Annotated in this window: 6 protein-coding genes; 5 read left to right on the top strand and 1 reads right to left on the bottom strand. The window is 56.4% G+C overall.

The window, feature by feature from the left end:
• Positions 1–117: 117 nt before the first annotated feature.
• Positions 118–741 carry a response regulator transcription factor gene (locus tag AB8818_RS18095; RefSeq protein ID WP_192983783.1) on the bottom strand — a complete coding sequence of 208 codons (624 nt, stop codon included), beginning with the start codon at positions 739–741 and terminating at the stop codon, positions 118–120.
• A gap of 276 nt (positions 742–1,017) precedes the next feature.
• Between AB8818_RS18095 and AB8818_RS18090 the strand changes: the two genes are divergently transcribed.
• From AB8818_RS18090 to AB8818_RS18070, 5 genes are all read left to right on the top strand, one after another.
• A complete protein-coding gene (locus AB8818_RS18090; RefSeq protein WP_192983781.1) occupies positions 1,018–5,925 on the top strand; it encodes an Ig-like domain-containing protein in 4,908 nt (1,635 codons plus the stop codon).
• Between the two features lie 86 nt (positions 5,926–6,011).
• On the top strand, positions 6,012–11,399 hold the full coding sequence (locus AB8818_RS18085) for an Ig-like domain-containing protein (protein WP_166712585.1): 5,388 nt from the start codon (positions 6,012–6,014) through the stop codon (positions 11,397–11,399).
• A gap of 44 nt (positions 11,400–11,443) precedes the next feature.
• Positions 11,444–12,349 carry an OmpA family protein gene (locus AB8818_RS18080; protein WP_096928588.1) on the top strand — a complete coding sequence of 302 codons (906 nt, stop codon included), beginning with the start codon at positions 11,444–11,446 and terminating at the stop codon, positions 12,347–12,349.
• A gap of 215 nt (positions 12,350–12,564) precedes the next feature.
• On the top strand, positions 12,565–14,823 hold the full coding sequence (locus AB8818_RS18075; protein WP_162874987.1) for a type I secretion system permease/ATPase: 2,259 nt from the start codon (positions 12,565–12,567) through the stop codon (positions 14,821–14,823).
• Positions 14,820–16,055, top strand: a complete 1,236-nt coding sequence (locus AB8818_RS18070) for an HlyD family type I secretion periplasmic adaptor subunit (RefSeq protein ID WP_116342823.1) — start codon at positions 14,820–14,822, stop codon at positions 16,053–16,055. The genes AB8818_RS18075 and AB8818_RS18070 overlap by 4 nt, the downstream gene beginning before the upstream one ends.

The following is a 16,055-nucleotide window of genomic DNA, read 5'->3' as shown; positions in this document are numbered from 1 at the left end:
TCGCTTCGGTAGATGTGGAGGGATATGTGCGGTAGATCACTCTTTTCGGAGCATTCGTTTTGCAACGATTTATGTCATCAAGCCCGAACAAACCGTCATCCGGGCATCTTCCGGTGCTCAGTACAGATAATTCCGTTTTGCCAGATCGACCAGGTCCGCCAGACGGGTAATGTTAAATTTTGCCATGATACGCTGCTTATACGCGCTCACCTTTTTATTATTCATGTCCAGCATCGAGGCAATAATCTGGTTGCTATAGCCGGCAGAAATGTAGCGCAAAATACAAATATCAATATGGGACAAAGATAATAATAACGAGGCATCCCGCGGATATCTGGCATGATGATGCCAAAGCTCAGAACCGTAGCAATACTGGCCGGAGAGTACGTTATTGATGGTAGTGATTATTTTATCTAACGAGCTATTTTTATTGATGTAACCGGCCGCGCCAGCTCGCCTGCTTAGCTGGATGTGAAAATCGCTGAAAGACGAGGACAAGATGAGAATCCGAATATCCGGGTACGTTTTTCTTATTTTCGCCAGGTAAGAAAATACCTCAGCGCTTTGTTGCAGATGTTCCATGATAATCAGGTCCGCGCTTAACGCAGGTAATGCGCTGTGCAATTCCTCGATTGTAGGAAATTGTGCCACAACCTCATAATCTTGTTCTGTTAATAAGCCCTTGATACCTGCACGCAGCAGTGGGCTGGAATCCATGAGAATGACTTTTCTACCTGACATTCCTGTCTGTCCTGAGTGGGTAACAAAAACATTATTTTCTCTCCGTCTCTAAAAAAGTGAACCAAGACTTGTCTTTATCTTTGCCATTATTTTCTTCACGCCATCTCTACCGAACCTTTCCCTTAAATGACTTATAAGACCGGTTTGCGACAGGTCTTATTAAGCCAACACTTGCCAGCCGGGAAGATAGCGCCAGCCAGGGAATGTATCCCGTATGGAAGTGCGTCTGGCGCGTTGCGCGGACACAGATCGATTATTTACACGAGAATTTAAAAAATGACTCTCAAGCCAGTAAATATTGCAGTCGTAGAGAAAGATACGATTGTCAAAGCTGACGTTCTGCGCAGTGAAAAGGTTGGCAGTGCTGTCAAAATTAAGGCCATCCCGAATGCAAAATACATTCTTGCTGAAGGGGAAAATGGCGTCGCGCCAGAAAACATTACGCTGAAACGCGTAGGCAAAGACCTGTTCGTCATGCTGGAAGGCACTGATGAGGATCAGCCACAGCTGATCATTGAAGACTATTTCGATAACCCAGGTGAGCTGGTCGGTAAAGGCGAAGACGGTCAATGGCATGAGTACATCGCCACCGATGGCGACGACGACCACAAAGCCGCGTTCCTGCTGGACGGCGAATCTTCCGCTCATGCGCTGGGCGCAGGGGCGATTGCAGGTCTCGACGGTCTGGCCGTTGCGGGCACCGCATTTTCTCCTGCTCTGCTGGCGCTGGGTGCGTTAGCCGGGATTGGTGCGCTGGTAGGCCTGGGCGCCATTATTCGTCATAACCGTGACGATGGCGGTGACAAAAAAGGCACCGTTGCACCTGTTGCTACCCCTGAACTGACCGACGTGCACGACGATTACGGCACCAAAACCGGCTCGATCCCGCAAAACGGCGTGACTGATGACGCCACGCCAACATTTAGCGGTACAGGCAAAGCGGGCGATATTGTTGAGTTCTGGGAAAACAACGTCAAGCTCGGCGAAACCCGTGTCGGCGCTGACGGCACCTGGACCTGGACGCCGGAAACCCCGCTGGCGCACGGCGACCACAGCATTGTGCTGATCGGTAAAGACCCGGATGGCCGCACCAGCGCGCCGAGCGACTCTTTTGATTTCACCGTCGATCTGGAAGCCCCTGTTAAGCCGATTATTGGCGAAGTGGAAGACGATGTTGGCGCGAAAACAGGCCCAATCCAAAACGGCGATGCGACTGATGATAAACAGCCGGTCTTCCGCGGTGAAGGTGCCACGCCTGGCGATACCGTGCGCCTGATCGTTGACGACGAAGTGGTCGGCACGGCGATCGTCGGTGAAGACGGTAAATGGGAAGTGACGCCGGAAAACCCTCTGCCGGAAGGCAGCCATACCGGTAAGGTGATCATCACCGATCCGGCCGGGAACGACAGCGAACCGTCTGATGACTTTAAATTTATCGTTACGCCAGAAAAACCGGTCATCGGCGAAGTAGAAGATGACGCGGGTACCGTTGTGGGGCCAATCCAGAACGGCGGTGCAACTGACGACACGCAGCCGACGTTCCGCGGTGAAAACGGCACGCCTGGCGATACCGTCAGACTGATCGTGGACGATGAACTGGTGGGAACGGCGATCGTCGGTGACGACGGCAAGTGGGCAGTGACCCCTGAGAAACCGTTGCCGGAAGGCAGCCACACCGGGAAAGTGGTGATTACCGATCCAGAAGGCAACGCCAGCGAACCGTCTGATGATTTCGAATTTATCGTTGATCTGCAAGGTCCTGACAAGCCGGTCATTGGTGACGTTGAAGACGACCAGGGACCGTCCGTAGGGCCAATTCATGATGGTGACACCACTGACGATACCCAGCCGGTGTTCAGTGGCGACAAGGGTACGCCTGGCGACACCGTGCGTCTGATTATTGACGACGAAGTTGTGGGTACCGCAATTGTTGGTGATGACGGCAAGTGGGAAGTAACTCCGGAGAAACCGCTGCCGGAAGGGAATCATGAAGCTGTCGTCGTCATCGTTGATCCGGTCGGTAACGCCAGCGATCCGTCCGATCCGATCGGCTTCATCGTAGACACCACGCCGCCGTTAAAACCGACGATTGATAGCGTGTTTGATGATGCTGGCCTGAAAACAGGCAACCTGACCAACGGCGAGGTCACCGATGACAGCACCCCGGCCTTTACCGGTACCGCTGAGAAAAATAGCCTGGTGCACATCATTGTTAACGGTAAGGAAGTGGATTCCGTTACCGCTGACCCGACAGGTAAATGGACCTGGACGCCGTCTCCGGCGCTGACGAACGGCCACTACGATGTGAAAGTGGTTGCCGAAGACAAAGCGGGTCTGCGTTCCGAACCATCCGATGCGTTCTCGTTTGAGCTGGTAGCAGGCGGCATTCCTCCGGCACCGGCAATCACGGACGTAATCGATGATGTTGATGCCCATGTTGGCACCGTACAGCAGGGTGGCATCACGAACGATGACAAACCGACCATCACCGGTACGGGTCAGGACGGGACGACCATTTACCTGTATGACGGCACTAACCCGACGCCAATCGGTAGCGCTGTGGTTACGGGTGGCACCTGGACCATTGATTTCGACACTGCACTTTCGCAGGGCGAGCACCGCTTCCGCGCGGTGGCGGAAAACGCCGTGGGCAACCGCAGCCCGGAAACCGGCGAGTGGATGATTATTGTGGACTCCGTTAAACCGCTGGCACCTACGGACATTGAACTGTGGGACGACTTCGGCACGCCGGGAATTATTGCGGATAACGGTACCACCGACGATAACACCCCAACCTACCGTGGTAAGGGTGACGCGAACGGTACCGCGATCATCGATCTGGGTAATGGCACCACCGTGCGCGTGCCGGTAGATGGCAGCGGTAACTGGAGCTACACCCCGGCACCGGCCCTGGCGGATGGTGACTACACCTGGAAAGTCTCGATTGAAGACAAAGCGGGTAACGTTGGACCAGAGTCTGCGCCGATCCACTTCACCGTGGACACCAGCCACAACGGTGTGTCTATCAGCCACGTGGAAGACGATGAAGGCGAACTGAAGAGCAATCTGGCCAGCGGCAGCCATACCGATGACACGACACCAACCGTTGTGGGCCGCGCAACGCCTGGTGCCGAAGTGAAAGTGTATCTGGACGGCAACTTTGTCGACACCGTGATCGCTGACCCGGCGACCGGTGCGTGGAAATACACCTTCAACCCGGCGCTGACCACTGACAAGACGTACCAGATCACCGCCAGTGAAAATACCGGCACCGGTGATAGCGCGCAGACGGCGCCGTTTGAACTGACGCTGGATACCCGCGTACCGGTTGGCTCATTCGATAGCGTATCGGATGACGTCGGTCTGGTGCAGGACGACCTGGCGAACCCGGCAGTGACCGATGACACCACGCCAACTCTGCACGGGACCGGCGTCGCGGGTGATGTCGTGTTTATTTATGACGGTGACACGCTGATCGACTCCGTGACCGTAGGCCCGGGCAACACCTGGAACTTTACACTGCCTGCACAGAACAACGGCACGGAACTGGCCCTGAAGACGGTGTTCCAGAGTCCGACCGGCGTGAGAAGCGCCCCGTCCGCGGAGTGGAAAATCACCATTGATACCGACGCGCCGACAAGCAGCGCGGTGGTGGATGCGATGACCCAGGACTCCGGTGTCAGCGGCAGCGACTTCATCACTAACAGTGGTAAAGCCGGTAGCCTGATCAGCGGTCATCTCTCAGCTCCGCTGGAAGCAGGCGGGAAAGTACTGGTCTCCACTGACGGCGGGAACACCTGGCTTGAAGCGATGGTCGACGGCGACAAATGGGCGTTTGTTGACGGACAGGGACACAGTGCTGACTGGACTGTCCTGACGCGTGTGGTCGATATCGCCGGGAACTACACCGAATCCTCGCAGAAAGTGGTGCTGGATCAGGTGGCACCTGATGCACCGACCGACGTGGTGCGCAGCGGTAATGACGTGACGGTAACGCTGCCAGGCAGCGGGATTGTCGAGGGCGACACCGTGCTGGTGAAGAACGGCGACGTTACCGTGACCCATACGCTGACGGCTGCCGACATTGCTAACGGCAACGTGACCCTGACCATGCCTGCGGGTGGCTACACCGATATTCCGGTGGGCGCGGCGATTGTTGACGCGGCGGGTAACAGCTCCAGCTACCGCACCAGCGCGTTTACCAGTACCAACAACTTCGAAGACGACACGGAGTTCGCGGACATTAACGCGGGAGCGTGGGTACACGGGATGCGTTTCTCCCACACACCAGGTACCGGCCCGACGGATTATGAGTTCAACAAACAGGTCATTGGTACGGGTAGCACCAACAGTCTGTATCTCTACAGTAGCTCAGGAGATAACGGGATGGCAGGCAGCATGTTCGTTGATTTCCAGTATGGCGCTAAAACGATCGATTTCGTTTTCAACCCGCGCCTTGCTGGCCCATCGACGGTGGTGACGTTCTACGACATCAACGGCAATGAGATTAGTTCGCAGACGGTGAGTGCTTTCCTCAGCAACCGTAACGTCCCGGTGTCGTTTACCAGCCCGGATGATACACCGGTTTACCGGATGGAGATCCACCACGAGGAGCAACCAACAAGCACCGGGTTTGGTTTCAGCATCGATAACCTGGTGGTGAGCGGAACGGCGAAAACCGTCACCCCGGGTGAGTTCCTGGCGGATAACCAGGGCGATGTCTGGTACGGGGACGCAGCGGACAACCTGTATCAGGTTGCGGACGTGGCCAGCCTGACCGGTGCGGTGATTCAGGGTGGAGAAGGCACCGACACGCTGAAGCTGCTGGGGGCGGATCAGCACCTCGACCTGAGCGCGCTGACCCACCCTGTCCAGTCAGTGGAAGTGTTCGACATTACGGGAACAGGCAACAACACCCTGACGCTGAGTGCGGGGGATGTGCTGGAAAACGCCACGCAGAACCTGTTCCACGACAACGACTTCAACCAAATGATGGTGAAGGGCGACGCGGGGGACACGGTGAATCTGAGCGACCTGCTGCCGAACGGTATGGACCCGGGTAACTGGACCGATGGCGGGACGGTGAATGTTGGGGGAGTGGAGTATCAGTCTTATCAGATGGATAGCCTGAATACCGAGATCCTCGTTCAGATGGGAGTCACGGTCACGCTACAGAACCATTAATTGATGCCAGGAAAGTGAGGCTCCTGCACCGGAGCCTCCAGAACGTTTTAGACCAAAACATAAACAGAATTCATTTGGAAAATTGTATGAAAAAGACCATTACTTCTAACAACAATACCGAAAATATCGCCGCAATGGCGACATTGCCACCGCTGCCGACAGACGTTTTACTGTGGAACGACTACCAGTTCCCGCGTGAAATTCACAACGGCGATCCGAGCGAAGATAACACCCCAACCTTTAGCGGTAAGGGTGAGGCGGGCATGACGGCGGTGATCGACCTCGGTGGCGGTCAGAGCGTTCGCGTACCGGTCAGTTCAGAAGGTATCTGGAGCTGGACCCCTGCGCCTGCGCTGGCGGACGGGTCTTATACCTGGTCAGTCGCTCTGGAAGACAATCAGGGCAACCGCGGTCCGTCTACCCCGCCAATCAGCTTCACCATCGATACGGTAGGTAATGCGGTCTCCATCAGCCACGCTGAAGATAACACCGGTACGCTGACCAACCCGCTGGCAAGCGGCAGCAGCACGGATGATGTTAACCCGGTTATCGTGGGGACGGCGACGCCGGGCTCCCTGGTGACCCTGTACGTTGATGGCGAACCTGTTGGCTCGATGACCGCTGATCCGGTCACCGGCGAGTGGGCGATTGAGATCAACCCGGCGCTGGAATCGGGTAAAACCTACGAAATCACCGCGGGCGAGTATAGCGGCCCAGGCGAAATCCCTGCGCCGACGCGTCCGTTCCTGTTGACGGTAGATACCGTTGTGCCGACCGGCACCTTCGATCGTATTGAAGACAACGAAGGCCGTTATAAGGGTGATGTGGCCAACCCGGGCGTGACCGATGACACCACCCCAACCCTGCACGGTACCGGCCGTCCGGGGGATATCGTGTTCGTGCGCAACGGCAGCGACATCATTGATTCAGTCACTGTTCGCCCTGACGGCAGCTGGGAATACACCCTGCCTGAGCAGACGAACGGCACTGCGCTGGACGTCAGCGTGGTCTTCCGTGGCCCGACCGGTGTGGAAAGCGCACCGACCGCACCGTGGAAGCTGGTGATTGATACTGAAGCACCAAACAAACCGATTATTGGCGACGTCGAGGACGACCAGGGTCCGGATGTCGGCCCTATTCACAACGGTGACACCACGGATGATTCGCAGCCGGTATTCAGCGGCGAAGGCGCCGTGCCTGGCGATACCGTTGAACTGATTGTTGATGACGAAGTCGTGGGGACCGCGATTGTCGGTGACGACGGTAAATGGGAAGTGACCCCGGAGAAACCGCTGCCGGAAGGCGAACATGAAGCGGTAGTCGTGATCACCGATCCTGCGGGCAACGCCAGCGAGCCGTCCGATCCGATCGACTTTATCGTCGACACGCAGCCGCCGGCAAAACCGACGATCGATACCGTTTATGATGACGCAGGTCAGCATACCGGCAATATCGCTAACGGTGGTATTACGGACGACAGCACCCCGGACTTTACCGGTACAGCCGAGAAGGGCAGCCTGGTGTTTATCATTGTGAACGGGAAAACCGTTGACTCTGTGACCGCTGACGCCTCAACCGGGATCTGGACCTGGACGCCAGCACTGGGCATGGCCAACGGCCATTACGATGTCACCGTTGTGGCGCAGGACAAAGCGGGGCTGCGTTCCGAGCCGTCTGATGCGTTCTCGTTTGACCTGCTGGCGGGCGGTATTCCGACGGCTCCGGCCATTACTGACGTGATCGACGACGTTGACGCGCACGTGGGTACGGTACAAAACGGCGGCATCACGAACGACGCACGCCCGACCATTACCGGTACCGCACAGGATGGCACCACGGTCTATCTGTACGATGGCACTAACCCGGATCCGATCGGCAGTGCCGCGGTAACGGGTGGCCGCTGGACCATTGACTTTGATTCTGATCTGCCGCAGGGCGAGCACCGCTTCCGTGCTGTGGCCGAAGACAGAACCGGTAACCGCGGTCCGGAAACCGGCGAGTGGGTGATTATTGTCGATTCCGTTGATCCGCTGGCACCTACGGACATTGAGCTGTGGGACGACTTCGGCACGCCGGGTCTCATCGCCAATGACGGCACCACCGATGACAACACCCCAACCTACCGTGGTAAGGGTGAGGCGAACGGTACCGCGATTATCGATCTGGGTAACGGTACTACCGTGCGCGTACCGGTAGACGAGAAAGGTAACTGGAGCTACACCCCGGCACCAGCGCTGGCGGATGGCGACTATACCTGGAAAGTCTCTATCGAAGACAAAGCAGGTAACGTGGGTCCGGCTTCTGACCCTATCCACTTTATCGTGGATACCAGCCGTAACGGTGTTTCCATCAGCCACGTTGTGGACGATCAGGGCGACTTCGTCGGTAATCTGGGCAGCGGTAGCCACACTGACGACACGACCCCAACAGTGGTGGGCCGTGCGACGGCGGGTGCCCTGGTGAAAGTGTACGTTGATGGCAAATACATCGACAGCGTGCGCGCTGACGCCGTAACCGGTGCATGGCAGTACACGCTCAGCCCGGCGCTGACAGCGGATGCAACCTATAAGATCACCGCCAGCGAAGACGCAGGCGCAGGTGAGAGTGCACAAACCGCACCGTTCGAACTGACGCTGGATACGCGAGTGCCGACAGGTTCTCTGGATCGCGTCGCGGATGACGTGGGTCTGGTTCAGGACGATCTGGCGAACCCGGCCGTGACCGATGACACCACCCCAACCCTGTACGGTAAAGGTGTGGCAGGTGATGTGGTGTTTATCTACGACGGTACCCGACTGCTTGACTCCGTCACCGTAGGGCCAGCAAATACCTGGAACTACACGCTGCCACAGCAGAACAACGGCACTGAGCTGTCTCTGACGGCGGTATTCCAGAGCCCGACCGGCGTGAAGAGCGCACCAACGGCTGCGTGGAGCCTGACCATTGATACCGAAGCGCCAAACGCGCCGGTTATTACCGGCTCCTGGGATGATGTCCAGGGCGGTGTATATAACGGTCTGGTGGGTAATGGCGGTGTAACCAACGACAGAACGCTGGATTTACGCGGCACGGCGGAAGCAAATAGTGTTGTTTACATTGTGATCGATAACTATGGCACTGTTGCGGGTTCCGTGACGGCGGATGCGAAAGGTAACTGGGCATTCCCTGTCACGACTAACTACAACCAGCAGTACGACTTCCATGCGTACTCTGTCGATCCGGCGGGCAACCGTTCAGTGGACTCTGCGAAGTTCTCGATTACAGTTGATACGGTCAATAACGCACCTGTCATTACCGGCTCCTGGGATGACGTTCAGGGCGGTGTGTATAACGGTCTGGTGGGTAACGGTGGCGTAACCAACGACAGAACGCTGGATTTACGCGGCACGGCGGAAGCGGGCAGCGTGGTGTATATCATCAACCCGGCAAACGGTGGGGTGCATGGTTCAACCACGGCGGGTGCGAATGGACAATGGTCTTTCCCGCTGACCACCAACTATAACCAGACGTATAACTTCCAGGCTTACTCTGTTGATAAAGCCGGGAACCGTTCGGAGAACTCCACCAACTTCGCGATTACCGTGGATACCGTGGTGGCCGCACCGAACGTAACGGTTATCTCTGATAACGTGACCGGCGGTAAAGTCGGTAACCTGGTTGACGGAGATCGTACTAACGATAACCGTCCGACCATTACCGGTAATGGTGCCGAAGCGGGTGCGAAGATTGAGATCGTGCTGGCGCTGGGTAACCAGGGATGGACGAGCGGTACAAACCTCGTCTACACCACCACGGCCAAAGCCGATGGTACCTGGAGCCTTGAAATTCCGAAGGCATTGCAGGATGGCACCTGGTACTTCCGTGCTAATCAGACTGACCTGGCGGGCAACAAGAGCGCTCTGGGGAACCAGCACTATGTTGTTGTCGATACCGTGGCTGCCGCGCCGAACGTAACGGTTATTACTGATAACGTGGCGGGCGGTAAAGTCGGTAACCTGGTTGACGGAGATCGTACTAACGACAACCGTCCGACCATCACCGGTAACGGTGCGGAAGCGGGCGCGAAGATCGAAATCGTGCTGGCGCTGGGTAGTCAGGGGTGGACGAGCGGTACAAACCTCGTTTACACCACCACCGCCAAAGCGGACGGTACCTGGAGCCTGGAAATTCCGAAGGCATTGCAGGATGGAACCTGGTATTTCCGTGCTAATCAGACTGACCTGGCGGGCAACAAGAGTGCTCTGGGTAACCAGCACTATGTAGTGGTTGATACGGTTAACGCAGCACCGACCATTACCAGCGTGATGGATAACGTCGGGAATGAAACCGGCAATGTTGCCAACCTGGGTAAAACGGATGACAGCACGCCAACGTTGAACGGTACGGCGGAGGCAGGCAGTACGGTCTATATCGCCGTGAATGGTGGCACCTACTCGACCACCGCCTCGGCGACGGGTAGCTGGAGCTTTACACCGTCTGCACTGCCTCTGGGTAACCATACCTTTAGCGTCTTCTCGATTGATCAGGCGGGTAACAGGAGTGCGGGTGTTTCCCGTAGCCTGACGGTAATCTCACCGAAAACAAGTGGCTTTGAGGACTTTAATGCGCTGACCCCACAGAGCTATGGGAAGGGGCTGGTTACACTGGCGAGTGGTCTGAAATTTACGTTAAGCGATAACTATTATCCGGGTTACGGTGGTTCAATTTATCAGTGGGGTGTAGGGAATAGCCGTAAACTGGCACTGACCGGCGATATCACCATGCATTTTGATGGTGTGAATGCGGTAAGCATGAAGCTTTCCGGTGCAAACGACTCAATTCAATCGAGTGTCGTGAAATCCACCTTCATTGTCTACGATACTGCAGGCAAGGTGATTTCATCCGGGTATCTGCCTTCTGGGGAAGCGACCTTCTCCGCCACCGCACCAGCGGGACGCGAGATTGGCAATATTGTCTTCCATATGGGGCGTGGGGCCAGCAGTGGTCTGTCGGGCGGTGGTAATACCATCAACACCGATCAGTACATGATTGATGATGTTCGCTGGACGGTTAACACCACCCGCACTGCCTCCAGAAGCATGATGATGAGCACGGAAGAGCAGCATGACGACAACACCCATGCCGTCAGCACGCTGAACGGTCACGAGATCAATCTGGATAACCTCCAGCACAAGACCATTGATCTGACCAACAGCAAGCAGGACAAGCTGAATATCAGTCTGAACGACGTGCTGACCCACGCGGAGAAAGATCTGTTTATCGCCGATGGCAATAAACAGATGATGGTTCAGGGTAACAAAGGTGATGTTGTGAACCTGAGCGATCTGCTGCCAGACAACAGCGATCCGGGTAACTGGACCAATGCAGGCAACGTTAAAGTTTCCGGCGTGGAATATCAGGTTTACCAGGTGGAAAACCTTGATGTTGAACTGCTGGTGCAGAACGGCGTCACCGTCAACGTGAATAATCACTAACTAAAACTTTTCCAGGCCCCCGGGAGGGGGCCTGTGGAGGATTTATGACTTTTTTCAAGACCTCTTTATTCGCGGCGCTGTTTACTACCTCCGCATTTGTTATCCACCCGGCGCTGGCGGCGGAGAATTTTGGTAAGACCTATCAGCCTGTCGCTCCCGTCGGCCAGACGCAGACGCAGGTGGTTTACTACCGTGATGCCAGCAACACCGCAGGTGGCGCGGCGCATATTTATGTCGATAACGAATTCCACGACGCACTGCTGCCGGGCGGCTATACCGTTTTCTGTCTGGCGCCGGGCAAGCATAATCTGGGCGCGTACCAGAATGATGCACCGCAGTATCGCGGCAAAGAGCAGGGCTACAACGTCGAGATGAGCGGCGGCCAGACCTATTTCGTGCGCGTCAGCTCAACCATGAATGCGGTGCCGGAAGCCCGTACGCGCGAGCAGGCGGAAAAGGATCTCGCTGGTCTGCGTGAGCAGACACACGTGCTGTCCCGTGCCTCAAGCGTAGAGGCCTGTAAGAACCTTGCGCCACAGTACAAAGATTACACCCTCTCGGGCGATGTGATGTTCCGCTTTGGTAAGGGAAATGAGAAAGGCGTTTCCGCTCAGGGTCGCCAGGCAGTAAAAGATCTGGTGGCGACGATCAAACGTGAAAACGTTGAACTGAAACAGATCCAGGTGATCGGCCACACGGACGCCATCGGCAGCGATCGTAGCAACTATGCGCTTGGCCTGAAGCGCGCGCAGACTGTCCGCACCATGCTGGCTGAAAACGGTCTTCCGGCTCGCCTGATGACGGCGACCAGCGTGGGCAGCAATGAGCCTGTAGTCAATGACTGTGACGCCTCGAACAAGAGCGCGTTGATCTCCTGTCTGTCGCCTAACCGCCGCGTTGTGGTACGCGTAAGCGGCGATCAGAACGTGACTGCTCCTGCGCAGAAATAATCGCTAAACCCTGCCTTCCCGTAACGGGAGGGCACCATCTTTTCCCCCTGTTTCCTCTCTAAAACCTGATTCGTGACAAAAAATAACCAGTTCCATTGAGACAGGTCTCATTAAGGCAAGACCATTCCGCGTGACAGAATATTCCTAATTCATCTCAAAAAGTCATTTTATCTTTTTGATTTAACTGTCTTTTAACAACCAGGAACACGCGAATTATGGAATCCTCAATGGCCAATACCCAGGAGGAACAGCTGCACACTATCGCCCGTGATACCCGACTCAATGACGACACTCTGCTCAGAAGCATTGCCTGGCTGTCCGATCATTATGGTCTGGGTAAGAGCGACGATGTCTTGCTGGCTGGTCTGCCTGTTGAACAAACTCTCACACCCTCTTTAGCGCTTGATGCGCTTAAAAATGCCGGTATCACCGGGGGGCTCATCAAGCGTAATAGTGCGGAACTGCCCGAGCAGGTTTTCCCCATGATTCTGCTGCGCAAAGGTGCGGGCGGCATGGTGCTGCTTGCGCGCGAGCGTCGTAAAAATGCCGACGATAAATGGGATCTGTTCTACTCCCTGATCATGCCGGAAGTGGGCGACGAGCCGGTTGAGCTGAACCATGAGGCGCTCAGCGAGCTGTATGTCGGTTATGCCATTGCGGCGAAACCAACTGCGCGCATTGACAGCCGGGTCAGCGATATCGCGCCGCCGCAACCAAAAGGTCACTGGCTGTTCAGTACCCTGTGGCGCTATCGAAGCTACTACCGCAGCGCGGCGCTGGCGTCGGTGCTGGTCAACGTGCTCGCGCTGGCAACGGTATTCTTCACCATGAACGTGTATGACCGCGTTATCCCTAACCAGGCCTTTACGACGCTCTGGTCGCTGGCGGCTGGCGTACTGGTGGCTATGGTCTTTGAGGCCATTACCCGTACCGTGCGGGCGCATCTGCTCGACACCGCCGGCAAGAAAGCGGATTTGATTGTCGGCAGCGTTCTGTTCCGTCAGTCGCTGGCGGTCAAAATGGAGCATAAACCGGCCTCTTCCGGCTCGTTTGCCAACCAGCTGCGCGAGTTTGAATCCGTGCGTGACTTCGTCTCATCAGCCACCCTGGCGGCCATTGCCGACTTACCTTTTGTGCTGCTGTTTATCGGCATTATTTTTGCCATCGGCGGTACGCTGGCCTTTATTCCGATGCTGATGTTGCCGATGATCCTGATCGTCAGCCTGCTTATCCAGTGGCCGCTGGCGAAGGTAATGAAAGCCAGCCTGCAGGAAGCCTCGTTAAAGCAGGGCGTACTGATTGAATCCATTGAAGGCATGGAAACCCTGAAATCGGTCGGCGGTGAATCCTGGATGCAGAGCCGCTGGCAGAAATTCAGCGCCATGCAATCTTCCAGCGCGGCGGCGTCAAAACATTATTCGACGCTGGCGATGAACTCGGTGAGTTTCCTGCAGCAGCTGCAGACGGTGATGCTGATTGTCACCGGTGTATACCTGATCGATGCCGGTAACCTGACCCAGGGTGCGCTGATCGGTACCGTAATGCTGGCGGGTCGCGTGACCGCGCCATTAAGCCAGGTGATTGGTTTAGCCGTGCGTTATCAGCAAGCGAAAGCCGCGCTGGGCTCGCTGAACAGACTGATGGAACACCCGACCGATCGCAGCAGCGACATTGATTACATCAAACAGCCTGAGCTGAATGGTGATATTGAGCTGAAAGGCGTGACCTTCTCCTATCCGGCGCCGCCGATGCAGCCAAACCCGGAGATCCTCAAGGGCGTCAACCTGACGATCAAGCCGGGCGAGCGCGTGGCGATTGTCGGCAAGATTGGCAGCGGTAAATCGACCCTGCTGCGCATCATCGCGCGCCTTTACACCCCGGTGAAAGGGCAGCTCTTCAGCAGCGGTCTGGATGTGAACCAGATTGAGCCCTCCGACTGGCGTAATAATGTGGGCTTTGTCGGCCAGGAAGCGCGCCTCTTTTACGGCACCCTGCGTGAAAACATTATGATTGGCCGTCAGAACGCCTCCTCTGATGAATTCCTGCACGTGCTGCGTCTGACGGGGCTGGATCAGATTGCGGCGCGTCACCCGCGCGGTATCCACATGCCTGTTGGCGAGCAGGGCAACAGTTTGTCCGGCGGTCAGCGTCAGCTGGTATCACTGGCGCGTACGCTGCTGGCGAAACCGAATCTCTTGCTGCTGGATGAACCGACCAGCGCGATGGATTCCCAGACGGAAGCCCTTTTCTTACAACACCTGAAAGTCGCGACCGCCGGACACACGCTGGTGGTGGTTACCCATCGCCCGTCGCTTCTGGCGCTGGTCGATCGCATGGTCATTATTGATGACGGCAAAATTGTGGCCGATGGTCCTAAACAGCAGGTGCTGGCCGCTCTTAACGGCGCACCCGCAAACGACAGTACCCCTGCAAAAGCCGCTACAGGAAAACAGCCCGTGGAGGCCAGCGCATGAAATTCTTAAAACGTAACAACAGCAAGGCATTATCCGCGCGTGATGCCGCCTGGATGAGCGATATCCAGGAAGCGCTATTCTCCCAGACCACGCCAAAGTCGCGCCTGGTGCTATGGCTGATTCTGGTGGTGTTCGTCGGGTTTTTAACCTGGGCGCATTTCGCCAAGGTGGAAGAGATCACCAAAGGCGACGCGAAAATCGTCTCGAAAAGCCGCGAGCAAATTATCCAGAGCCTGGAGGGCGGGATTCTCGAAGAGCTGAACGTCCGTGAGGGCGACATTGTTGAGCCGGGGCAGGTACTGCTGAAAATAGACCCGACCCGCGCCCAGTCCAGCTATCAGGAGACGCTGCGTAAAGTGGTGGCGCTGGAAGCGACCGTTAACCGCCTGCGTGCAGAGGCCTACGGCCTGCCGCTGACGTTTAGCGACCGGGTGAAACAGTACCCTTCCGAAGTGGACCTGGAAACCCGCGCCTACAACAGCCGCAAACAGGCGCTGGAAGAAGGGGTGGCCTCGCTCGAGAAAAGCTACCGCCTGGCGCAAAACGAAATTGCCATGTCCGAGCCGCTGGCCGCGCGCGGCCTGCTCTCAGAAGTGGAGCTGCTGCGTATGCGTCGTCAGGCGAATGACCTGCAATCGCAAATTGTCGAGCGTCGTAACCGCTATCAGGCGGATGCCAACGCCGAGCTGATTCGCCAGGAGCTGGATCTGGTGCAGGCCGAAGAGAGCCTGACAGGACGTGCCGACGTGGTGAGCCGGACAACCATCTCCGCGCTGGTAAAAGGCACCGTGAAAAACGTGCGTGTCACCACCATCGGCGGCGTTATCCAGCCCGGTGAACACATTATGGAAATCGTGCCGCTGGAAGACCAGCTGCTGGTTGAAGGGAAAATCAAACCGTCTGACGTCGCCTTCCTGCATGCCGGATTACCGGCAATGGTGAAAATCACCGCATACGATTTCGGCATCTACGGTGGCCTGAAAGGGCACGTGTCTCTGGTCAGCCCGGATACGCTGAAGGATGACGCCAAAGCTGCCGCCGGCCGCCCTGACGACACCTATTACCGGGTGATGGTATTAACTGACAGCAGCACGCTGAATGCGGGCGGTAAATCTCTGCCTATCATTCCCGGCATGATTGCCACGGTTGAAATCCGCACCGGTGAAAAAACCATTCTCGATTACCTGTTGAAACCTATCTTCAAAGCGAAGGAAGCGTTCCGCGAGCGTTAA

This window comes from Enterobacter sp. KB-280D8 (genome assembly GCF_041399405.1).
Classification (GTDB): Bacteria; Pseudomonadota; Gammaproteobacteria; order Enterobacterales; family Enterobacteriaceae; genus Enterobacter; species Enterobacter cloacae_N.
This window is presented reverse-complemented; position numbering and strand designations above follow the sequence as displayed.